Source organism: Ralstonia soli, assembly GCF_023955655.1.
GTDB lineage: Bacteria > Pseudomonadota > Gammaproteobacteria > Burkholderiales > Burkholderiaceae > Ralstonia > Ralstonia soli.
Genome location: NZ_JAMXHT010000001.1, coordinates 133,034 through 156,216, shown reverse-complemented (window position 1 = coordinate 156,216; position 23,183 = coordinate 133,034). Strand labels below are relative to the sequence as shown.

Annotated in this window: 19 protein-coding genes and 2 pseudogenes; 3 read left to right on the top strand and 18 right to left on the bottom strand. The window is 56.8% G+C overall.

Features of this window, described 5'->3' with window-relative positions:
* Nucleotides 1-85: 85 nt before the first annotated feature.
* From NG900_RS00685 to NG900_RS00670, 4 genes and pseudogenes are all read right to left on the bottom strand, one after another.
* Nucleotides 86-1,561 carry an APC family permease gene (locus NG900_RS00685; RefSeq protein ID WP_252675702.1) on the bottom strand — a complete coding sequence of 492 codons (1,476 nt, stop codon included), beginning with the start codon at nucleotides 1,559-1,561 and terminating at the stop codon, nucleotides 86-88.
* A gap of 491 nt (nucleotides 1,562-2,052) precedes the next feature.
* Complete coding sequence (locus NG900_RS00680; protein ID WP_252675699.1) at nucleotides 2,053-2,430, bottom strand: IclR family transcriptional regulator domain-containing protein; 378 nt, start codon at nucleotides 2,428-2,430, stop codon at nucleotides 2,053-2,055.
* Entirely contained in the window at nucleotides 2,402-2,749 is a 348-nt protein-coding gene (locus tag NG900_RS26780; RefSeq protein WP_476655363.1) for an IS66 family transposase, read from the bottom strand. Before NG900_RS26780 ends, NG900_RS00680 begins: the two co-directional genes overlap by 29 nt.
* A 28-nt stretch (nucleotides 2,750-2,777) precedes the next feature.
* Nucleotides 2,778-3,244: pseudogene (locus tag NG900_RS00670) on the bottom strand (transposase); the annotation flags it as partial.
* Between the two features lie 38 nt (nucleotides 3,245-3,282).
* Between NG900_RS00670 and NG900_RS26705 the strand changes: the two are divergent.
* Nucleotides 3,283-3,561, top strand: a pseudogene (locus tag NG900_RS26705) (TetR-type transcription factor C-terminal domain-containing protein); the annotation flags it as partial.
* A 96-nt stretch (nucleotides 3,562-3,657) separates the two neighbouring features.
* On the opposite strand, the gene NG900_RS00665 reads toward NG900_RS26705, so the two are convergent.
* From NG900_RS00665 to NG900_RS00630, 8 genes are all read right to left on the bottom strand, one after another.
* Nucleotides 3,658-4,593 carry an alpha/beta hydrolase gene (locus tag NG900_RS00665; protein ID WP_252675697.1) on the bottom strand — a complete coding sequence of 312 codons (936 nt, stop codon included), beginning with the start codon at nucleotides 4,591-4,593 and terminating at the stop codon, nucleotides 3,658-3,660.
* 187 nt (nucleotides 4,594-4,780) lie between these two features.
* Nucleotides 4,781-5,185 (bottom strand): RidA family protein, encoded by a 405-nt coding sequence (locus tag NG900_RS00660; RefSeq protein WP_252675696.1) that lies wholly within the window; start codon nucleotides 5,183-5,185, stop codon nucleotides 4,781-4,783.
* Between the two features lie 841 nt (nucleotides 5,186-6,026).
* A complete protein-coding gene (locus tag NG900_RS00655; protein WP_252675693.1) occupies nucleotides 6,027-7,454 on the bottom strand; it encodes an amidase in 1,428 nt (475 codons plus the stop codon).
* Between the two features lie 161 nt (nucleotides 7,455-7,615).
* Entirely contained in the window at nucleotides 7,616-8,380 is a 765-nt protein-coding gene (locus NG900_RS00650) for an enoyl-CoA hydratase/isomerase family protein (RefSeq protein WP_252675691.1), read from the bottom strand.
* Between the two features lie 259 nt (nucleotides 8,381-8,639).
* Nucleotides 8,640-9,302 carry a nitroreductase gene (locus NG900_RS00645; RefSeq protein ID WP_252675689.1) on the bottom strand — a complete coding sequence of 221 codons (663 nt, stop codon included), beginning with the start codon at nucleotides 9,300-9,302 and terminating at the stop codon, nucleotides 8,640-8,642.
* 64 nt (nucleotides 9,303-9,366) lie between these two features.
* Nucleotides 9,367-10,479: a nitronate monooxygenase gene (locus NG900_RS00640; protein ID WP_252675687.1), complete on the bottom strand. Its 1,113-nt coding sequence runs from the start codon at nucleotides 10,477-10,479 to the stop codon at nucleotides 9,367-9,369.
* Nucleotides 10,480-10,712: 233 nt separating this feature from the next.
* The gene (locus NG900_RS00635; protein ID WP_252675685.1) at nucleotides 10,713-11,879 is read right to left on the bottom strand and encodes an alcohol dehydrogenase family protein; all 1,167 of its coding nucleotides are present in this window, start codon (nucleotides 11,877-11,879) and stop codon (nucleotides 10,713-10,715) included.
* Between the two features lie 194 nt (nucleotides 11,880-12,073).
* A complete protein-coding gene (locus NG900_RS00630; protein ID WP_252675683.1) occupies nucleotides 12,074-13,756 on the bottom strand; it encodes a choline dehydrogenase in 1,683 nt (560 codons plus the stop codon).
* Nucleotides 13,757-14,250: 494 nt separating this feature from the next.
* Between NG900_RS00630 and NG900_RS00625 the strand changes: the two genes are divergently transcribed.
* Complete coding sequence (locus NG900_RS00625; RefSeq protein WP_252675681.1) at nucleotides 14,251-15,675, top strand: aldehyde dehydrogenase family protein; 1,425 nt, start codon at nucleotides 14,251-14,253, stop codon at nucleotides 15,673-15,675.
* A gap of 74 nt (nucleotides 15,676-15,749) precedes the next feature.
* The gene (locus tag NG900_RS00620; RefSeq protein WP_252675679.1) at nucleotides 15,750-16,535 is read left to right on the top strand and encodes an SDR family NAD(P)-dependent oxidoreductase; all 786 of its coding nucleotides are present in this window, start codon (nucleotides 15,750-15,752) and stop codon (nucleotides 16,533-16,535) included.
* Between the two features lie 48 nt (nucleotides 16,536-16,583).
* Here NG900_RS00620 and NG900_RS00615 read toward each other — a convergent pair whose 3' ends face one another.
* The 6 genes from NG900_RS00615 to NG900_RS00590 all read right to left on the bottom strand — a co-directional run bounded on the left by NG900_RS00615 (nucleotide 16,584) and on the right by NG900_RS00590 (nucleotide 22,992).
* Nucleotides 16,584-17,291, bottom strand: coding sequence for a PDC sensor domain-containing protein (locus NG900_RS00615; protein ID WP_252675677.1), 708 nt, complete (start codon nucleotides 17,289-17,291; stop codon nucleotides 16,584-16,586).
* 5 nt (nucleotides 17,292-17,296) lie between these two features.
* Complete coding sequence (locus tag NG900_RS00610) at nucleotides 17,297-18,016, bottom strand: FadR/GntR family transcriptional regulator (RefSeq protein WP_252676872.1); 720 nt, start codon at nucleotides 18,014-18,016, stop codon at nucleotides 17,297-17,299.
* 458 nt (nucleotides 18,017-18,474) lie between these two features.
* Nucleotides 18,475-19,632, bottom strand: a complete 1,158-nt coding sequence (locus NG900_RS00605) for an NAD(P)/FAD-dependent oxidoreductase (protein ID WP_252675675.1) — start codon at nucleotides 19,630-19,632, stop codon at nucleotides 18,475-18,477.
* Nucleotides 19,633-19,697: 65 nt separating this feature from the next.
* Nucleotides 19,698-21,209: an FAD-dependent oxidoreductase gene (locus tag NG900_RS00600; protein ID WP_252675673.1), complete on the bottom strand. Its 1,512-nt coding sequence runs from the start codon at nucleotides 21,207-21,209 to the stop codon at nucleotides 19,698-19,700.
* A gap of 8 nt (nucleotides 21,210-21,217) precedes the next feature.
* Nucleotides 21,218-22,201, bottom strand: coding sequence for an electron transfer flavoprotein subunit alpha/FixB family protein (locus NG900_RS00595; RefSeq protein WP_252675672.1), 984 nt, complete (start codon nucleotides 22,199-22,201; stop codon nucleotides 21,218-21,220).
* On the bottom strand, nucleotides 22,201-22,992 hold the full coding sequence (locus tag NG900_RS00590; protein ID WP_252675671.1) for an electron transfer flavoprotein subunit beta/FixA family protein: 792 nt from the start codon (nucleotides 22,990-22,992) through the stop codon (nucleotides 22,201-22,203). Before NG900_RS00590 ends, NG900_RS00595 begins: the two co-directional genes overlap by 1 nt.
* Between the last annotated feature and the right edge of the window lie 191 nt (nucleotides 22,993-23,183).

Below are 23,183 nucleotides of genomic sequence, written 5' to 3'. Positions count from 1 at the left end.
CGGCCACGGCCACGGCCAACATGAAGTTAAGAAACGCGCACTACGAATGACCGCCCGGGTTATGCGACCGATGGCCTGAGGCACATCAAATCACCTGCCTTCCGATAGCACGATAGATTTCCGGCCTCGCCCGTTTCAAGTACCGCGCATAAAGGACACCAATCAAGAGCGTTCCGAAAACCACAGAAATCAGAGCCTGAGCAACCTGCACATTTCCGGTCAAAACTTCCATATTCTTCGTCGCCAGCCAACCGACAAAGGAAAGGAGAAAGAAACTCACTATAGGCGCAACCCTTGTTCTCCAAAGATTCTGACCTTTCATATCGCGGACAAAGAACACTAGCACCGACAATGACGTCAAAATCAGTAGGAGTAGCAAACAATACCCGCCAACTCCGGTGAGGATGGCAAACGCACCAAATGGCTCGAATCCGCTCTTTATCACACCGATCAAAATAAGCAACATCAAGCCGGTTACCACTACTGAGGCACGATGAGGCGAACCATGGCGTTCATGTACAGTCGCCAAGGTGCGTGGAAACGTGCCGTCGAGCCCCAAGCAATAGATGTATCGAGAAAGGATGTTGTGTAGGGCGAGCAAACAGGCAAAAACGCTCGAACATAGCAAAGCATTGACGGCTTCTAAACCAGCCTTGCCCAGATAGAGGCCGATAGCGTTGAGGGATATCTGCGACGGGTCCGCTGCAGCCCTCTCCAGGACGGTTTGAGGACCGAACGCGCAAATCAAAAAATATGATGCGGAGCTAAACAGGATGGCCATGACCAAGATCGCGCAATACGTCGCGCGTGGAACAGTCACCTCCGGATCACGAGCCTCCTCTCGGAACACGGCGGTAGCCTCAAACCCAGCGAAGCAGGTCACCCCAAACAACAGGGCGAGCCCTACAGAACCGGATGTAACAGCGCTAGGAGTCAGCCATGATGGCGACACTACGGCTGCTCCCTTAGCCGCAGCCACGGCGATCTGCCATACGAATACGATCAGCACTTCGCAGATGAGAGCGAGCGTGAGAACGCGCGCCGAAAACGTAATACGCAAATAGCCAAACACTCCAACTGCGGCAAGCAGAATGAGCGAATATCCCCACCAAAGAAGCGGCTCTGCATTGAACAGATGCTTCACTAACGAAGCGTAGACTATTCCGGCATAGAGATAGACGCCAGTCATCATAAAGCCATAGGCAAGCATCGCCATCAGCGCGCTACCAAGTCCCAGAGGTCGCCCGATCCCTGCGGTAATGTATGCATAGAACGCACCCGCATTGGGTACGTGCTTAGACATTGCAGTAAACCCCACGGAGAAAATCAGAATGAGCGCCCCAGCGATCAGATACGTGACTGGAGCGCCCAGCCCGTTGCCGAGGGTAAGCATGACACCCATGCCGGTGAAAACGGTTAGTGGAGCGTTATACGCCAACACGGTGAATACGATTTCCAGCATCCCCAGTTGCCCGGAAAGCGTGGCGGGACGATTCTCGCCGGAAGGTGTTGCGAACTCCGGCAGCGCGGCCCCTTCTTTACTGTCGATCAACGTACTCACACTCCTTCTCCCGCTTTTCGTTCCAAGATGGTCTACCTCCGGCCCAGCAAGCCGGTTGCGTCCTGTCAACGCCTGGCTCGACAAGAGCAAACCAGCGACGAGAACGCGAACTCACATCCATGCAAATGACGAATCACCGTCACCAAGAGCCGTTCTCCCAGCGGCCGCCCCTCCCGCTGCACATTACGTACTCGTTGGTCAAATCAAAAGAACGTCAAGTACGATGAGGTGAACTTTAAGGGAGCAAAAGTTTTTATACAAGAGTTTTCTGGGCCCTCAGCGCAAGCATGACGGTGAGAACCGATCCAGCCGGGCGACGACGAGCCCCTACAGTACTTTCCCTAACTTGCCGCGCAATTTTGGGGCATCACCCTGGGGGCTTTGCGCGGACGCCCCTGCCACGCCGACACATTTGGCGATGTCGCAATTGACGTCTCGCGGTCAATTCATCGCTAACGCGTCATTCGACTCGCGACCTTTTGAAAGTGACTTCAATCGGCCTGATGGAAGAGAGATTCATCCGTCGAATCGTCGCTCAAGACGCGCGCACTATTCATCACTTCCTTTCCGAGTTTCTGCATCCGGTCGCCCAGCGCCGCGCGACGCGCATCGCTAAGTCGCGCCGGCGTGGAGACCAGCACGATGGCTGCAATCGGATTGCCGCCCTCCTGCAGCAAAGGCACAGCAATGCCCCGAAACCCCGGCGCCAATGTTCCCGGGATGAACGCGTAGCCGCGCGCCCTCGTCTCCGCGACCTGCTTGCGCACAGTGGTCGCCGACATATTGGTGTACACGGCGCCGTAGCGTTCAGCATTGGCCCGCATGATCGATTCGACCTCCTCATCGGACATCGCGGCAAAGATCGCCAAAGCGCTGTTGAAGAAGGCTATGCGACCCCTTGAGGTAATGTGAAAATCTATTCCTGTGACTTGTCGTGGTCCAGCGCATCACTTTTTTGACAGCTGGGATCGACATCGCGTCGCAAGTCATTTGTGGCACCGGACGGATTTGTCGCTCGACGTGGTTGTTGTCGATCAGCACCGCTGGGTCATTGAGGTAACGCACGAGCGCCCGCCACCGCTTGACGCTGTAGTCGATGGCCCGCGCGCTGGCCGATGCCTCGGGGACACGCCGTCGCTGTTCGTCAAGCCAGGCACGCAGTTGCATCAGGATGGAACCTGTCCGCATTTTTGTGGGCGAGGCGGTTAAAAAATCGTTACCCGCGCGCCATCGTGAAGCGGTCGCCGAACAGGATAGCAAACTGGTTCATGGCCGATTTCCAGTCGACGGCAGCCCGCACGGACTTGGCCAGCACATTGCGCAGTGCCAGCCAAAGTAGCTTGATGGCGACCTCGTCATTGGGGAAGTGACAGCGCGTCTTGATGATCTTGCGTAACTGCATGTTCAGGCTCTCGATCGCATTGGTTGTATAAATGACCCGTCGAATCTCCGGTGCAAACTCGAAGAACGGCGTGACGTGCTCCCAGGCGCGCTGCCAGGATTGCACGATGGCCGGATACTTGGCGCCCCAGGGCCCATCGGCAAAGGCGTGCAGAGCCTGTTGGGCCGCCTCAGCGCTTGCTGCTGTGTAGATCGGACGCAGGCATGCGCGATGGCTTTACGATCCTTCCAGCTCGCGTACTCCAAGCTGTTGCGAATCAGATGCACGAAGCAGGTCTGCACGGCCGCTCAAGCTCCACGTCCAGCGTCGGCGCGAGTACGATGCCGTCATCAAATGGCGTGTACAAGGACGGCGTCAAGAAAGGCGTGTTCCGTGCATCCCCCTGAATATCGCTGTCGCGGGATTTTTGGGGATGTGCAATTCTTTGTATCGTTGGTACAACGAGCAAGGTCCGATTTCCGCGCTGGAGATCGCCGATTGCTACGTGGCTATTTTGACCAGCGGTTACATGTTCGCTCAAGCCGCTAAGCTGGCCGCGAACAAGACAACAACCGCGCGCAAAACGGCGACGAAGGTTGTGAGGGCGGCTAACGCGTAACTGCCTGGGTAGACGAGTTGGAGAGCGCTCAAAGGCTGCGTTGCTGACGCTGAGGCCCGAGCGCGTTGAGCGAAAGCTGGCCTCGTTTGCGCTAGCTCAGTCGCCCACCGCCCGCTTCAGCGCGGACATCGAATCGCGAATATAGGCTCGGGCGACTTGAGCGGTATCGACCAGATCGAACCCGTGCGGGGCGCCCGGATAGATGTGAAGCTCGGTCGGCACACCCGCTAGCATCAGCCGGCGTGCGTAGTCCATGTTCTCCAGTAGAAAAAGATCTAGCGCCCCGCAGGCGATGAAGGTGGGCGGAAGTCCCTCGACATTGTCTGCGCGCGCCGCTGCAGCGTAAGCTGACACATCCGTGCCACCCGGAGGTCTGCCTAGCAGTGACGTCCATCCGAAGAAGTTGTTCGTTTGTGTCCAAACGAACTGACCTAGATAAGGCGACGGCTCTGCGCACACGGCCGTGCGATCATCGAGCATCGGGTAGACCAGATGCTGGAAAGCGATGGAGATTTCGCCCCGGTCGCGGGCGAGGAGTACCAACGCCGCCGCAAGGCCGCCGCCGGCGCTCTCGCCGGTGACGACGATCCGACCTCGGTCGGCGCCTAGCGCTTCTGCCTCGGCGTTGAGCCAGCTCAGCGCGGCATAGCAGTCCTCCAGCGGTCCGGGATGCGGGGTCTCTGGTGCTAAACGATAGCCCACGGACACTACAGTCGCGCCCAATTCGAGCGCATAAGCCGCGTCGATAGCAAGGTTGATCTCCGGCGAGCCCATGACGTAGCCACCACCGTGGATGTGAAGAAAAGCGGGGCCACCATTGCCGCTCCCTTTCGCCCGTGTGATGACCACGCGCACATCCGGCGCACCGGCCGGCCCAGGGATCATGCGCTCGACGATTTCTACCCCATCTGGCGGAGGGGGAAACCACACGCCGATGCTTTCCGCCATAACGGCCCGCGACTGCGGCAGCGTGCCAAGATCGATCGGGGACGAGGCCTCTTCCTCAATAAGCGCACTGAGTTCTGGATCCACGAGATGTCTTGACGGCACGACGGACCTCCTTCTGATATCACTATACTGCCCACGATTTGCGTGGCGTTGCGCGGGAGCGGGCATAGGTCATCGTCCGCGCCGCGTTTTACGCGTCCTAACGAGCTGCAGGCGTAACATGGGGCTTGCACCTCGCGCTCTTTCACGGCGAAATCCAACGCCGCCACTTTTAGCCGATGCGAGTCTTCCCGGGGGCTACGGCAATACCATCGACCTCGATCCTTGCCCGCGAATCGAAAAGCTTGACGACCGGGATGAAAGTGCTCGCCGGCGGATTTTGACCTGTAATGAACTCAGCCCGAACCCGCTTGAAGATGGGCAGAAGGTTCTCTTCAAAATCCGGGACGTAGTAGGTGAAGCGGGCGACGGCTTCGAAGCCCACGCCAGCAGCTCGCAGCGTTCGTTCGAGCGCTCGGAACGTGTTTCGCACCTGCGTTTCGAAGTCGCCGTCGACGAAATTGTCTTTTTCGTCTGATGAGACGTGGCCGCCCAACACCAGGACGTCGCCGGAACCCTGAGTCGCTTGAGAAATGCCGGGGTAGGACATCCCAGGCTGATTGATTGCGGTAAGCATTGCTTATCCCCAAGTTGATGAAAGACATTGCGAGTGGAACGCCATGCCGCTCCGGCCACGGACGCGCAATTCCGACGGGAGTGCGCTGCGCTGTCATGAGGACCTCGGGTCGGTAACCGACCGTCTACTTGCCCTGGTGACTTCGAACCTTGGCACAAGCGTGGCATACACGCTCCTTGTCGACAAGTTATGCCTCACACACAAAAAATCCCGATATGTCCATTTCCTGGCACTTCGTGCGCAGACAAGGGCGCGCTATCGCTATCAGCCTTCTTCCGCGGTTTACCTGCCCAAATCTCCGATCACCTTCACGCTTCGCTTGCGCGTACCGATGTGCCCGTAGTTTTCAATGCAAGCGTGGTTTGAAGGAGCGACACATATTCCCGGGCAGTCATCCCTACTCGAGCACCGTAGCACGCGGCGGTCTTGTTGACGAAAGACAGGATCCCCTCGTTGAGGATCCGGCGACGAGACGGTACCGGCTCGGGCCGGAAGCCTACGCGGTGGGCCTGGCAGCTGAGCCGAGCTACGCCATTCAGCGTGTCGCGGCGCCGGTGCTCCGATCCCTAGTGTTGGAGACCGGTGACTGGATTTTCTTTACAGTGCGGCACGGCCTTGAGGCCATATGTATTTCCCGCGCGAGCGCAAACAAGCAGTATCCGCAGAGAGCCTTGCGCGTGGGCGATCGACATCCTCTTGGACTTGGCGCCGGCGGATTACTTCTCACAGACACGCAGCACGTCCAACTCCGCGGTCCACGTAACGCACGTTCCACCACAAATCGGGGTGTTTCCCCAGCTGGAGTCGTCTCGGATAACTGGCGAGCCCTGGCGAGGCATCATCAAAGTTCCGGCACCCGACCCGACCAAGGAGCGAGCGACTCCATTTGCGCTGCCGCAACGAGAATCTGATCTTCCCGCCCGAAGTGACCAATAAGCTGAACACCAACTGGTAAACCACCCTTAGTCCAGTAGGATGGAACACTTGCCGAAGGTTGTCCTGAGGCATTGATGATCGTCAAGAAGGCAGTGTACTTCGAAACTTTTTGACGGAAAGATAGAAAGTCAGTCGCCATCGACAGTTGTCCCAACTGCACCGGGAGTTGCGTCAGCGTAGGGGTCAAGGCAAGGTCGAAATCCTTCATGCCTCTTGCCATCCGCCGGCCTACGCTGTGGAAAGTATTTATCGCGGATACATATTCAGCTGCACCCAACTCCCTACCTCGCTTATACGCATCAAGGATTGCCGGCTCAACACGCCCCTGCCAATTCCCCTCTCCCTCCTTCACCATGCCTGCGATAGACGAGTACGCGTTCGCCATTAGTACCGTAATGTGGGCATGGACCAGTTCGTCATAGTCGATGTGCGGGAGCTGCGTGTCCACCACCTCATGGCCTGCTTGCTTGAGCAATCCCGCCGCATACTCGACGGCCTCGATGCACTCCCGCGCAACCGGAATGTTGTTAAATGCGGAGGTCCATTTTGCAATGCGCAGCGGCCTCTCAACATCACGACTCAGAAGGTCCAGATATGATGCCGGCGCGGAAGGTGAAGCATAAGGAGCGCCCGCCTCACAGCCGCCAACGGCATCCAAGGCTGCAGCTGTATCACGAACACTTTTTGACAAAACCCCTTCAACAGCGAGCCCGCCCCAGCCTTCACCACGCGATGGCCCCATCGGGATCCTGCCGCGTGAGGGCTTCAAACCAAACACGCCGCAGCAGGATGCCGGAATTCGGATGGAACCGCCTCCGTCACTGCCGTGCGCGATCGGAACAATACCAGCTGCCACTGCCGCTGCCGCACCGCCACTCGATCCGCCAGATGAACGCGTTAGATCCCAAGGATTCTTCGTAGGATGTCCGTTCGCAACAGCCTCCGTCGTCGGCGCCATACAAAGTTCAGGCACTGTCGTTCGAGCGAAAGAAATAAGTCCTGCCTCATTGAATCGCTCGACGAGGGTCGAATCGTACTTGAACGCGATATCGCGAAACAGATTAGATCCAATGCTCGTCGGGAATTGCTTCGAGGCAAGAGCGGAGTCCTTCAACAAAAAGGGAACCGCGCTGAATGGCCCCTTCAATCTCGCTACTCTCGCTTGCGCTTTGGCCCCATCAAAGTCCTCGTAGCATAGAGCGTGAATCTTGGGATCGACTTTGATCGCAACGTCGATCGCACAGTTCATCAGCTCCTCTGGAGAAACAGATCCCTCCTTAAGCAACGCGGACAAGCCCAGCGCGTCATGCCGAATGTATTCAGATGATTTCATGCTATACCCCTCAATTCGGCGCACTCGTCAATTGCCGACCAGAAAATTCGTTTATGACCTAACTGCGTTGGCTCTAGCGATGGGGTAGCGTCCCCATCTCATTTATGCCACTAACGCCGCTGAATCGACTCAGGCTCCAATCCGGTGGAATCGACTGATAGCTAGCGCCCCACAAACACCGGAGGGCGCTTTTGAAGGAAGGCACGCTTTCCTTCTTCTGCGTCGAGACTCTTGTTTAGTTCGTACAGCTGATCAACTTCCATCTCGAGCCCCTTCATGAGTGGGCCCTCTGACCAATGCACTGCACGTTTAATAGCAGCTAGTGCAACCGGACTCAGTGACGTGAACTGCCCAATGAAGGCATCGGCGTCGCAGTTTGGATCGTCAATCACACGGTTGAGGAGGCCAAAACCTAACGCCTCCTCTGCTCCAATCATCCGCCCTGTAAGCATCATATCGAGCGCTCGCGAACGTCCTATCAACCGTGGAAGCCGTTGGGTACCCCCCGCCCCCGGCAGTTGCCCGATCTTGACCTCCGGAAACGCAATTTTGACGTCAGCTGTTGCGATCCTGAAGGTACATGCCAGAGCTAGTTCCACGCCACCGCCCAGCGCATAACCGCTCATGACAGCAACTGTGGGCTTCGACATATCCTCGAGCTTCTGTAGCGCTGCCTGCCGGCACTTGGCCCGATCTCGAGCTTCGTCGTTCGTAATGTCGACCAACTCGGAAATATCAGCGCCGGCACTGAATGCCTGATGGCCTGTACCTCGAAAGACAACAACTCGCACGCGCTCATCACGATCGAGCTCTTCAGCTAGTCTTCCAATCTCTGCGAACGCTGCCAGGTCGAGCGCATTCAGTTTCTCAGGACGGTTAATGGCCACGGACGCAACAAAGCCTTGGATGGTCACATTCAACGACATCTCAACCTCCTAGCGCCAACTCCAACAGGGCTGGCACCACTTGGATCTACTTCGTTGCACGCCTGCGTAGTACCCCGCAACGTCCACCGGCGATTCGCCATTCCTAAGGCCCGTCACCAAAATGGCCTACGGTTCGGATGTCATGGGTACGATATCAATCTCAAGCGCTACGATACTGACGCGACTGCGGATGCGGATCCTTCGAACACCTGGCCATATGCACGTACCATTTTTGAAGTTGACGAGTAGACGTTTTGATCTACACGTCGATGAAATCGACAACTTCTTCGAGAGGTGCACGTGAAGTTCGGTAGCTATTGACCGGATGAGACTCGTCTGGCCATCCAAAAGACACGCCATACACAACGTGCTCGTCCGCAGGAATCCCAAGCTGTTCGCGAATTACGTCGGCTCGATACGCGATTGACGCTTGCGGAACGGTACCCACACCCAAAGCACTAGCTGCAAGCATGAATGTGGTTAGATACCCCCCGCAATCCAACACGCCACGCACACCAAGCGAGGCGGGGGTGGTAACCAGCGCTAAGTGCGGAGCCCCGAAGAAGCGAAAATTTTCAAGCGCCTGTTTCCCAGAAGCAAATCGATCCCCACGTGCTATCTCAAGAGCGCTGTACAGCTGCCAACCACAGTCGCGCCGGCGATCTTGGTAGACACCAAAATAGCTGGCGATTGGTGGTACATCTGATACTAGAGATGCTCCGCTGAGCGCGCGCTCATACATGGCACGACGAAGCCTGTCTAGCGCATTACCACTAATGATCCGGATTCGCCACGGCTGTATATTGCAGTCCGATGCCGTTTTCTGCGCTGCCGCCAAGATATCCAAAATAGTGGCACGAGGCAAAACGGTGGACTTGAAAGCTCTGCACGACCGACGTTCGTCGAGAAGCAATTTGAGCATCGCAGATTGCCTTTGATCCTCGGTCGAGGATGCACCGGTCGCGCAGCAGCCATCCATGGCTTTCTTACTCGTAGGAGGTCCGCGCGTTCAGCGCCTCAAGAGATTCCAAATACTCATTCAAGAGACGCTCGAACTCGCCTTTGACCGTTGTGTGTCCCTTCATATCGCCAATAGCCTGACCGACCGAGTAACTCCAATAGTCCATATTGTGTGAACGCTCCGCTCGCTTGAACGGGTAGCCACCCAGAATTGACTGCATCGGCCACTTCAAAGGTTTAGGAGCATCAGGCCGATTCCATGCTTTCATGTAATCCGTGTTGAGAATGCGACACTGTTTCCCCGTCATTGCGAAGCTAAGCGTGGCGTCCTCCGACTCCGACCGGAACAGCTTTTCACGCATCTCCATGTTCAGATCGCTCTCGGCGGTACCGAGCCACAGCGAGCCGATCCAAACGCCTTGGCATCCCAACGCCAATGCCGCAAGAATATGAGAACCACGTGTCACACCCCCCGCCGCAAGTACTGGCAAGCCGCGGGCGCCTTCGACCACTTGTGGCCACAAAACCATCGATGCGATGGAGCCCACACTGCCACCGGCCTCCGTGCCTTGAGCGACCAAGAAGTCGACTCCGGCATCTTTCTGCTTGGCTGCATGCCGACCACTCCCAACCAGCGCGCCAACCTTAATCCCGCGAGAGTGAGCTTGCTTGACCACCCAGTCCGGCGTGACCCCGAGGGCGCCCACCACACAACTGACGGGCTTGCTAAGAACCACGTCGAGCTGTTCCTGGCTCTTCTTATTCGTCATGGCCATCTTGGTGGCGTATTCAGCCATGTACGCATTGCGATCCGCTTCGGACATGTCCGAAACTCCGGCGTCGTCCAAGAGCTTCTTAACGAACGACAGATGACCTTCAGGGATTTGTTTTAGATATTCCTCAGGCGATTTTTCGTCGCCGCCCGTACCCGGAAAAACGAGATCTACGCCAAAGGGCTTGCCGTCTACCTGCTTTTCGATCCAATCAATCGACATGGCCAACTCGTCCGGCGTCATCCACGCCGCACCGAGGACACCCAGCCCGCCCGCTTTCGTGACCGCCGCGACGACATCACGACAGTGGGAAAACGCATAGATCGGTACATCAATCCCAAATTGGGTACCAAGTTCAGTCTTCATCACACATCCTATCTTCGGTTGAGTCCCAGACCCGACTGTCCGCGTCCATCCTGCTCTGGGGGCGATGTATCACTCCCCAGAGTTACGCTCGCAAACACTGACCAATCAGTATGCAAAATATACTTGTTGGTACCTTCGGTCAACAGGAAAAACTCTCCATCGAACGCGAACATTCCCGAATGTAGCGAGTTGTCACAACGACATCGTGAAACGTCTCGCCAGCACGCGCCCTCTCATTTCGCGATACCACTCGCGGAAGGTGTCGGTTCGACGACAAATTTGCCTACATGCGTTCGCTTGACGAAATCCGTTTGCGCTTGAGCAAGTTCGTCTAACGGATACACTTTGTCGAGTAGGGGGCGCAACTTCCCGGATGAAACATGTGAAATCACTCGCGCGAAAGTCGACGGCGTCGGGCAAGTGATCCCGTACATTTCGATGTCTTTGTAGATCAAATCGCGAAGGTCCATCGGCTGAACCGGTCCGCCAATCGCACCACCGGTCGTATATCGACCTCCGCGACGCAGAATTTTCAGATAGTCGCCAAACGCTGGGCCTCCGACGACGTCTGCGACAACGTCGACACCTTGCGAGCCGACAATAGCCTCAACTGCAGCCTTGATGCTCTCCGACTCGCGAGGAACAAACTCGTGCACACCGAGCGCTCGGACGCGAGCCTCCTTCGATTGACCGGCAATGGCGATTACTCGCGCCTTGCGAATCAATGCAAGTTGAACTAGAGCCGTTCCAACGCCGCCTGAAGCACCGGTAACAACGACCGTTTCACCCTCCGACAACCGCGCTCTCTCCAACATCTCCTCTGCGGTGTCGTACGAGGTCGGGAATGTGGCCAGCTCAGCGTCTGTCAGGTGCGATGTGACCGCGTATGCGTTCTCCGCGGGCACAACCACGTACTCCGCAAATCCGCCGTCCCGTTCGCCGCCGATGTACGCAACGAGCTGCGCTCTCTCTGGCAAAGACCGGTCGCGCACCTGTGGGTCTACGATAACGCGCTCACCGATACGACCCGCAATCACGGCGTCACCAACAGCCACGATTCGACCCGCAATTGCAGCACCCTGGACTCGCGGAAAGACTAGCGCTTCCTGCTTCCATGTGGCGGCCGCCTCTTCTGCCTTGTCCGTGATGCCCTGAACACCGCGCAGCCCGACTTCTTCCGTCAAGCTGGAGCTTGCTGCGCGGTGATACCACTGCGTGCGAAGGTTGATGTCAGTATTATTAATCCCGCAAGCACCGACCTTGATAAGCACCTCTCCTGCATTCGGATGCGGCACCGGAACGTCTGCTCTAAACTGAAGCTTCTCGATACCACCAAAGCCGGTTAGCAACACTGCACGCATAACCTTGGGAATTGCCGAGCCAGACACCTCTGAGTTCATCGCTACCTCTTCGTACAGTTGATTACCATCGGGACACCGCAAGGTTGTCGCCGAACATCTTTTCCCCGAGCGTTCTCTGACAGCGTCAAGGCTCTTTTCTTAGCCTTAGGATGAGCGGCTCGCTTGGACAATATTTTCCATTCCACCTAGACCACCCCGGCGGACACACCGGACTTAGTGCAGCGCAAAGCGCACTACCGCTGCGACGTCTCCCAATTTTCCGCAACGAAATGGGGTCGGGGCTCGGGAGGAAGCTTGCGATTACGGATGAGATCCGAAGCCACTTCCCCAATCATGATGCACGGAGCATTTGTATTTGCAGCCACAATGAGGGGCATAACCGATGCGTCAGCAACTCTGACGTTCTCCAGCCCCCGGACCTTTAGATTCGGCTCCACCACTGCCCCCTCATCAGTTGCTGGACCCATGCGACATGTCCCAGACGGATGGTAGGCAGTGCCAACGCGAGACGCGACCCACGTATCAATTTGTTCGTCGGTCTGAACATCCTTGCCGGGTGCCAGTTCTTTCCCTCGATAGGGATCAAACGCTTCTTGCTCAACGATCTCGCGCGTTAGACGCAGAGCATTTCTGAAGCTCTCGCGGTCAGCCTCTGCCTCAAGATAGTTGAATGTGAGGCACGGCTTGTCGGTGGCATTGTTGCTCTTGATCGCAAGCCGCCCCCTGCTTTCGGCGCGCATCAACGTCATATGAATTTGAAAGCTGTGGCCTGGGTATGGCGAAAAAGTGTCGGGTGCGAAAGCCAGCCCCAAGAACTCCAGCTTCAAATCGGGATAGCGAACTCCTGCCTTGGTCCGAATATAGGCGGCCGCTTCAAACTGATTGCTCGCCGCGACCCCAGTCTTCGTCAAAAACCATTGCGCGCCCACCAAATGCTTGCGCGGAAACTTCGTGAATGCGGCGAGACCGAGCGGTTGGCGGCATTCGACCTGCAGCGTGATATCCGGATGGTCTTGCATGTTCGCGCCAACCCCTGGCAATTCATGCACCACGTCGACATTCGCAGCACGCAACACATCGGAAGGTCCCACGCCTGAGAGTTGCAGAAGTTGAGCCGAGCCAATTGAGCCCGCACAAAGGATGACCTCCTTGCGGGCGGCAACAAGGCTGCTTTGGCCATTCTTTTGAACTCGAAGGCCTGTCGCTTTGCGTCCCGCGAAGACAATTTGTTCCGCTAAGGTCTCGGTGCGAATCTCAAGATTCGTGCGACGTCGCACGTCCGGCGACAGGTACGCGCGCGCAGCACTCCACCGGCGTCCGCCGAAGATCGTGCATTCGCTCGGGTGGAAGCCCTCATGCTGATATGCGTTGGAGTCATCAGTCGCTGGATAGCCGGCTTGTTTTCCAGCCTCCATGAAAGCCGCCTGAAGCGGATCCTTAGCCACATCCGGTCGCGTCACTCGCAATGGACCGTAGCGCCCCCGATAGTCATTCCCCTCTCCGCAAAACGTCTCCGAACGCTTGAAATAGGGAAGAACATCTGCGTAGGCCCACCCAGCGCAGCCATAGGTCTCAGCCCACCCATCGTAATCAAGGGCGTTGCCTCGCGTGTACACCATTCCGTTAATTGAGGACGATCCTCCTAGGACCTTACCCCGCGGATGGTCGACTTGCCGCCCAGCGAGATGTTTCTCCGGCTCGCTGACGTACTGCCAATTAAATTCCCTTCCAGAGACGAGACTTTCGACTGCGAGGGGCATGTCAATGGTCCAGCTTTTGTCTTCCGGACCGGCCTCGACGAGCAGCACTGTAGCGTCACGATCCTCCGAGAGCCGAGAGGCCACCACGCACCCGCTAGAGCCAGCCCCGATGACGATGTAGTCGAAAATCTGGTCGCTCAATTTGAAGTCTTTCATATTCGTAACAAGAACGACACGGACATTGTTTAGACCAATGGTACTGTAAAATTGACTACTCAGTACTATTTTTTTTGAACGAAAGATCCCAACAGAGCCCCATAGGGGGCTCATCGAGCATAGGTAGTTTCCCCAATATGGGTTCCATAGGAAGCCCCTTAGCCAGGGTCCGCCCCCCCCAAGTGACGCCACCCGCGCATCGACGGCATCGCCGCGGAACTGAATCATGCGGACAAAAATCTGACCATCGAGTACATTGAGGCCAACGATGGGTTCCTCGCTCTTGAGCACCCGACACCGGGCGACCTTGCCCACTGGATGGGCATCCACTTCATAATACTTGCTTTCAAATATTTGCTGACGTAGATTACAGCGGCATGCTTCCTAAGCTGGCCACGCTTTGACGTCAGCTCTCGGCCTCCCTGGCGCCTCGCAGCTTTGAGATTGAGAAGCGTGCGCCTTCTTTCCCAGTTCCCATAGTTCACGAGACAACCATGGATAAGTTCTTGAAGTTTTACATCGCGGGTCAATGGGTCGATCCTATCGAACCGCGGTCAGCAGCCGTCATCAATCCAGCTACGGAAGAACCGACTGCGTTCATCTCGATGGGGACGCAAGCCGATGTGGATCGTGCGGTAAAGGCTGCTCAACAAGCTTTTCCCAGCTATTCGCAAACTTCGACGGAGGAGAAGATTGCGTTCTTTGAGCGCGTTCTACCAATCCTTCAGCGACGTCATCAAGAGATCGCATCCCTAATTTCGCGTGAGATGGGCTGCCCGATCACTTTCGCCAACGAAGCGCAAGTAGCGTCTTGCGAACTGCATACCGAAACCGTCATCGACATACTGAGGACCTATCAATTCGAAGAACAAGTTGGCACCACTCGAATTACAAAGGAACCTATCGGTGTTGTTGGGCTTATTACGCCGTGGAATTGGCCACTTAACCAGGTTGTATGTAAGGTGCTCTATGCTCTGGCGGCCGGCTGCACTATCGTATTGAAGCCCAGCGAGATTGCGCCGCTCGATGCGACTATCTTTGCTGAAATCCTAGAGGAAGCCGGCCTTCCAGCTGGTGTATTCAATCTGGTGAACGGCGATGGACCGACGGTTGGTGAAGCGATCTCCCGTCACCCGGGGATTGATATGGTGTCCTTCACTGGCTCTACGCGTGCAGGCATCCTTGTTGCCAAAGCAGCTGCCGATACCGTAAAGCGAGTCACGCAAGAACTCGGCGGCAAATCTGCAAACATTATCTTTGATGATGCCGATCTCGATTTCACGATTCGTTCCGGCGTACGCGCGCTGTTTGGGAACAGCGGGCAGACTTGCGACGCACCAACGCGGATGCTTATCGCGCGCCATCAATACGAACAAGCTGTAGAAATTGCTGCGGACGAGGCACGCAAGCACACTGTCGGCGACCCTTCGGATCCGAAAACGATGTTGGGCCCGGTTGCGAATCGCGTCCAGTTTGAAAAGATCCAGCGACTCATTTCAGGTGGCGTTGCCGCCGGCGCGCGCGCTGTCGCTGGTGGTCCCGGGCGCCCCGAAGGCCTCGAACGTGGCTTTTACATCAAGCCGACGATCTTTGCCGACGTGTCTCCCGATATGGAGATCGCCTCCGAGGAAATCTTCGGCCCAGTTCTGGTGATGATTCCCTACGACAGCGAAGATCAGGCGGTCGAGATTGCAAACGCAACCGAATACGGCCTCGCAGGTTACGTCTCGTCTGGAAACATCGAGCGTGCCCGACGGGTTGCGCGACGCCTGCGTGCGGGATCTATTTTTGTCAACTGCCCGGACTTTGACGTTCGCGCGCCGTTTGGTGGCTACAAGCGATCTGGCAACGGTCGCGAAGCGGGTGCTTATGGCCTGACAGAGTATCTCGAAGTGAAATCCATCGTCGGCCACGGCTGATCGTGGTCAAACACGCGCATGAGTGAAATCTCCGTGGCATGTAATTGAACGCGTTCGACTTTAAGGTGTAAATAATGTTTGATTTCAAAGACAAGATTATTGTGGTAACCGGCGGCGAGACCGGGATTGGCCGAGCAACGGTGGAATCATTTGCTCGAGCAGGCGGGAGCGTAATTATCGCTGGATTTCTCGAGGATGAGGGTGACGATGTCGTATCCTCTCTTGCAAAAGAAAATCTCAAGGTGGAGTTTGTCAAAACCGACGTGCAAAACGAAGCCATGATTGAAGATGTGACCGCAAGAATCGTGGCCAAATACGGTCGCATTGACGTGTTGGTCAACAATGCTTCAATCTTTGACGGATTCGCGGGTGTCAATGAGACGTCCGCTGCGCTGTGGGACAAGGTCCTCAATACCAATTTGAGGGGAACGTTCCTGATGAGTCGGGCGGTCCTGAAAAATATGATGCCGCGGGGTACCGGCACCATCGTGAACGTTGCCTCTGTCGGGGGCATCGTCGGCGGTGCGGATGGTTTGGCTTATACCGCGTCGAAATTCGGTGTGATCGGGCTTACACGCCAAATGGCTTGTGACTTGACCGCGAAAGGCATCAAGGTTAATGCAGTCTGCCCCGGCATGATTCAAACCGAAATGCGAAAGCACTCGACACGTATTCTTGCCGATGACGCTCCCCCCATGCGCGGCGTGGGCGTCAACCCTGATGCGCTAAAGCGTGTCCCTGCTGGAAGCAAAGGCCAACCCGACGACATCTCCAATGCCATCATGTTCGCGGCATCGCCCTACTCGGGCTACATGAATGGTCACTCTCTCGTGGTTGATGGTGGCTGGACAATCCAGTAAGAAATATGCGGGCAATCGCCCGCATATTTCTCTCGCCAAGCATTGCTTCTAGGCAATGCCAACGTACCAACCCACGTCACCACACGGGTACCGTTTCCCCTTTAACCTCGCCGTCGCGACGAGTTCCCCCACCGGAAAAGTAGCACTGTTGGACACCAAGACGCGATGTTCACTGTTGAACACGCCACCGTCGACATCAACTTTGCTTAAAAGCGGAGCAAGCAGTCGCTCGAAGTCATCGAGCAGAAAATCGCCTACGACTACGCCAAGAAACCGTTCTTCTGTCTGGATCGGACAAGACAAGGTCAACAGATAGCGATCAAGGTCGACATATGGCCCTACGGCAACTCGACGATGACCTTCTCGAGGCAGACTCATCCAATCGGCATTTAGATAATCGTAGAACGCGCCACGCCATGGAATGACGCCGTTTTTTGTCGTATAGATTTCGCCATCGGCGCCACGTTCAATGCACTCAACCCAATGCGGCAAAGCTTTAGTCACACCAGTGTCAATCACGACTCCCATGCTCGAGACGATCGGATGTGCATTGGCAAGCGCGCGGACCATACGTTGTTTACCCGGCTGAAGATCCCTCGCCCCGATCACCCCGTCAGTCTCTAACAACAGTTCAAGGTCCTCTCGATAGCTAGCGGCGAGTGCCTCCAATTGCGAAAATGTCTCGTCGAGCAATCGGCCAATTTGGCCAGCTATGCTCGCGCATGTATTCTTCAGTTCAGAGTTTTTCGTTGCCATATCATCTAGACCGCTTGCTCGGCTATAGCTTGCAGGCGAAGACGAACAAGATAATCAAACGTTTCGGATGCGAGCGACCTCGCAAGTGAGGTCGCTCGCTGTTCGTCACGGGCTTCGAGCGACTCTGTTATCTGTTGTAGCGTCCGCTGAGCCCCGGTTCGGTATTTTTCGTCCTCATGCGCAAGCCCAAAGAGCCACGCGTACTTCTCATAGATTTCCAGAAGAGCCGAAGTCAACCGCACAGACTGCGCGGCCGAGGCAAGTTCGACATCAAACCTAGCATGCGCTCGGCTTGCATCGGTCAGTGTTTTTGCTCCTCTAATGCTCTTGGCATACTCGAACAATCTGCGGCGGTTTGCCGCTGAGGATCTACGCGCAGCTAACCCTGCACACTCCGAAAGCAACATACCGCGCCAGTCAGCAAGGTCCCGTAGCGAGACTGAGGACATATCGCAAAGCAAGCGCAGGGCATTCTGGTGCACAACCGTCGAGCGGCGGCGAACTAGCGTCCCCCCCCCTCGGCCCGGACGCGTCTCGACCAATCCCTCTGCGCGCAGTTCCGCCAGAGCCTCGCGCAAGGCAAAAGCACTCACCCGAAGTTGGCCCGCTAGTGCGGCCTCCTTCGGCAACAATTCCCCATCTTCTAGGAAACCCAGATCAATCGCAGTTCGAAGCCGTGCGACGATGCCTGCCACCCCCGACAATGCCCCTATGGGCGCGAACATCGCTGAATGCCAAGGGACGGTGTACTGCTCCGGCGAACGCGAAGCAATCTCTTCCTGCGGCCTGCGAAGCCGCGCTGCATCTCTTAACATAGGCGAGTGAATCTCCGCGCGGGGACGCAGTGGGTAAAGTCGGAAGACGAATGGGCCTCGCACGTCAGGCGACAATCGCATGAGACTGGCTGAAATGCCGCACCAGGCGAGAATCTGCAGTACTTCGACGATTATACAGGCCCGAAAAGCCATTACCCATACGACCAAGCATGGCTCATTGCCCCAAGCCGCAAGTTATGACGCACGGGACAGCATCGCCCTCGGGGCCGCCTCTCCCCGACTTTCACTTGGCAAAAGGTCCGGCCGTCAAGCGACATCGCTCACCAGGACGGCATTCCGGTTTCCGCTAGTGCACGGCGCAAAACGGCCAAGACCCGATGCTTGGCCGTTGATGCTTTTACTAACCATCAGGTATTGCAGTTCCCTGCGTCCCACCTGAATTGCTTGCGCCAATCTCGTGGCAGCTTCGCGAATCGCGACAGACCCAGTTCTTTGATCGGGATGCTGCTTTCCCCTGTCAGCGTCAGCTCAGCCATGGCCTTTCCGATTGCCGGCGACAAACCAAAACCGTGACCCGATGTGAGCGCCACAAACATGCCTTCCGGCCCGTCGACCTTGTCAAGGACAATTGAATGATCGGGCGTCAGATCAATAACACCACCCCAGCAGCGCAGAAGCGGAGCATTGGCTGCTGATGGCAGCAGTTCAGCCACTCGTCTAGCAGCGTTGCGAATGATTGGCGTAGTCGGCTTCTCCGGCTCCGACGTCAAGTCAACGTCGATCCATTCATGTGGACCTCCGTTGAAATGGAGATTTCCACGATGAGTCTGACGTACCGACACGCCGTTCCCAATCATTGCAAAAGTGAACATAGGTGGCAAAGGCGCAGAAACCATTGCTTCAAGCCTAGCCGCAGCGACCGGCACATAACCGCCGATCATTTCCGCAATCATGCCAGCCTGTGGACCCGCACAGTTCACAATACGCGGCGTGGAAATTTCACCGCCAGGCGTCTTGAGACCCGTAATTGCACCACCCGATGTCGTGATCGATAGTACGGGGGAATTCTCCATGATCACCACGCCACGATCGCGCCCCGCCCACGCAAACGCCTGCGCCGTGCGCTGCGGGTTGGCATGGCCACCATGAGTGGTATGAATACCTCCAACGACCGTTTCGCTCAGATAGGGAAGCAACTCTCGCGCTTCCTTTCCATCAATCAGCCGGAACGGGAAATCCGTCTTGCAGAACGCCGCATATGTTGCCTGCATGTCTTCCCATTCATACGGGAATGCTGCCCACAGACGGCCTTTAGGGCACCACTCGGTCACGTACCCGAGTTCGTCGTCCAAGGTATTCCAGATTCGCTCCGCTTCGGCAGCAACACGGGCTTCTATAGGGGTTTCACCACGCAAGCTCAAATACCCACTGGCCCGACCCGACGCTTCCCAAGCAGCCTTACCCTTGTCCAATACAACGACCTTCGCCCCGGCCTTTGCGAGCCAGTATGCGGTCGACAACCCGACAACCCCAGCCCCCACAACAGCTACGTCAGCGGTTTCCATGAAATTCCTCTGCATATTCATTCGCACCGTCCCTTACTACACCGACCAACTGAACTTCGTTCGCATCATTCGTGGTCGATTGGCGGAGCAGGCCAGTACAACCAGCCGGCGCGCATCTCTTCACTCTCGTTGTAGTCCGCAATGACTTGCAGAGGGATGGGGCGCACCGGGCAGCGATAGGATCCGGGAGTGATATCTTCCAAAGCCTTGCCTGCTGCCTTCGCCAGCAGCATGGACGACTGATCGCGACAACGCTTGCCCTGGCAGTGGCCCATCCCGACTCGAGTTAGTCGTTTCACAAGGTCTTGACTCGACTTCCCAACGTCAGAGAGTCCCGCAAGACCGCCACATGGGATCCGGTTTTCTGCCTTCAGGTAGCCCGGGGGGCTGACATCGAGCAATTCCCGACGAGAGACCTCTTCGCACTGGCACACGGTAACGTCTAAACCTTGCACACGCACAAATGCTTCTAGCCATTCGGTTGGCGGATAGTTAGCCGCCACACTGAAGGACGTGATCCGTGGCTCTGCATCGACCGGCAAAGCCCCATCGCCACCGGCGCTCGCCGCGATGTATTGTGCAGCTCGGCGACCCTGCGCTTCTGCGTCGGCGGGATCGAGCAACATACTCTCCGTCAATCCAGCCCCATCGCCCACGACGAACACGTTCGGAAGACTCGTTTGCATGTTGGCGCTTACAACGGGCACCCAACCGCCAAGCGCGCGATTGAACTCGGTTTTGCAGCCGGTGATTGACGCAAACTCAATGTTCGGCAGCGCAGCGAACGCCATGCAAATAGTGTCGCATGGGATATCAATGATGCTTCCGTCGATCGGTTGACTCGAGTCGTCCAGGCCAACGAGTTCGATTCCTTTAACCTCAGTTTCACCGATAGCTCGACGGACAGCCGTTGAAAGATAAAAAGCGACGCCTGCTTTCTTGAGTTCCTCGGCCAACCGTTCGTCGCCCTGTATCGCCGGCATAACTTCAACGATAGCGGCGACAGAGACGCCTTTTGAGAGCGCCAACTGGGCCGTTCGCAAGGCCAAGTTACCGCTACCGAGGATTACGACCTTTCCGCCCCCAAGTGCCTCATAGCGCGAAAGCAAGGCGCTCGCACCATTGGCGCCCAGAACGCCTGGCAGATTCCAACCTGGAAACGACAAGACAAGATCGCGCGAGCCAGGGGCGATAACCAAGTAGTCGTAGTCAAGCAGCCAGCTGCGCTCAGCGTCGGCAAGCCCGATCTGGTTGCCTTTCTGATACGTATTGTTTTTGCTAGGACGGAAACTACCCCATACGGCAGTGCCGGTGACGATGTCGACACCTGCCTCGAGGCACTCCATTAGCGGCTCATTGGAACCCAGTACCCGCTCTGCGACAAGACCCTGATCCGACAGGACCGACGGGAGTCGAGCACCGTAGAAGTACGGCGCGTCAAGACTCATGGCCGATACTTCCTGGGGATGTTCGTCGATCAGGGTAACCTGCAATCCGGCGCTGGCGGCTTCCAAAGCAGCAGCACAACCCGCAGCACCCCCACCCACCACAATCACGTGCTTAGATGTCGTTTCCATGGCCACACTTAAACATTTTGGGAGCGCAGTTCCTTCACCCGCTCCACAAACGCGGGGAGAACATCCTTCACATCACCGACGACACCAAACCGCGCTACTCGGTAGATGTTCGCCTCTGGATCATTGTTGATTGCGACCACAGTTTTGGCGCCTGAGATGCCCGCGAGATGGTGCACCGCGCCCGAAATTCCAACAGCGAAGTAGACTTCCGGCCGAATCTTTACACCGCTAAATCCAACTTGCTTCGAAGGTGGGATCCAGCCGAGTTCCACCACGGCTCGGCTGCCGCCAACCCCGGCACCCAACGCGGCCGCTGCGTCATCGATCAGCTTCCAATTCTCCTTGCTGCCGATACCGAGCCCACCCGACACGACAACCCGTGCAGTCTTCAACTGCGGACCGGCACCAACCGGATCGGGAATCTCCTCCAATACCTCGACACGAGTATTGATTTCCGGTGCGGCGATTCTATGAAGGGTGCCCGCCCCGCCCTGCTGCTCGCACGGCTCATAGCTACCCGGTGCGAGGATGGCCATGCGCAACGGCCGGTTAAAAACATACTCGGCATTTGCAGCTCCGCCGCTCACCGGCTTCGTCGCTATGGGTCCGCCATCACCGACGACAATACTGTTACACGAAGTGACCAGTGCTGCGTCCAAACGCGCCGCTAGCCGCGGCACCCACTCGTTGGTTTCAGAGGTCTGCTGGAAAAGGATAAAGTCTGGCGAAGCTGCGTCAATGATGGACTGTGCCGAAGCGATGTACGCGTCGCCAAGATATGGTTTGAGTCGCACGTCATCCACATAGTAGACGTCTGTCCCAGCCATCTCGCCCAACGTAGATGCAGCTTTCTCGATGTCGCTGCCGAGAATAGCGGCTGCCACCGATGTGCCCAAAGTCTGCGCGAGTTGCAGCGCTGCCGCCGCGACCTCTTGTGTGCCTGGGAGCAATGCGCCATTCGCAGTGCAACCAAAAAACAGAACGCCAGCCATCAGATCACTCCTTCCTCGTGCAACCGGTCGGCAAGGGCCCGACCAGATGCCGCCCCATCCACAGCCGAAACAATCTCAGCGCGTCCGACGCCAACCTCCGGAAAATAGATTCGCCGAAGGGCCATACTCGGCGCTGGCAACTCAACACCGAGATCTGCCTGCGTAAGCGTTGGAATCTCAGCCTTTTTGGAACTCATGACCCCCTTGAGCGAGGGCGAGCGAGGCTTATTCGCTTCATTCGAAATACCCAGCAAGACAGGCAAGGCCGATCGAACTCGCTGAATACCGTCATCAGTCAGCCGCTCGACACAAACTGAAGCCGCCGTAACTTCAAGCATCTGCTTGATAGGCGACAACGCGCTAAACCCAAGTTGCTCAGCGAGGCGGAACAAGACCTGCCCATTATCTGTATCAGATGATTGCCGCCCACAAAGCACGAGGTCCACCGGCTGCAGAGTTCGAATAGCTGCGGCTAGAAGCGCGGCAACCTGAGTCGGGTCCGAGTCGATACCGCCAGTCCCTTCTACGTGAATCGCCTTGTCGGCACCCATCGCGATCGCACGGCGAAGATGTCCCTTTAGCGTCTCGCCTCCGACGCCCAAAACGGTAACCGATCCACCGACCGCCTCTCGTACCTTGAGTGCCTCTTCAACGGCGTTGACGTCATACCCGTTCGCCACATCACTCATGCCAGCGGGACCCGTCAGCGACTTACCATCCACGCCGAGTACCAAACGCTCCGCTGGAGTATTGGGGTCGTGGACCTGCTTCAGTGTTACTACGATATGCATTTATCTCTCCATCCGAATAGATCGCCCGTCACGCTGCCATCGACCCGCCGCCCCACGCCACGACTTCATTCCGACACGCTAGGGTTTGCCCTTGCCTTCCCGGTCGCCCGTGCGATGTTTCGCGCACGCCTTCCCCGCGAAAGAGTCACGCGCACAAAATTACGACCGCCAGGCAGAATAATTCGACCCTC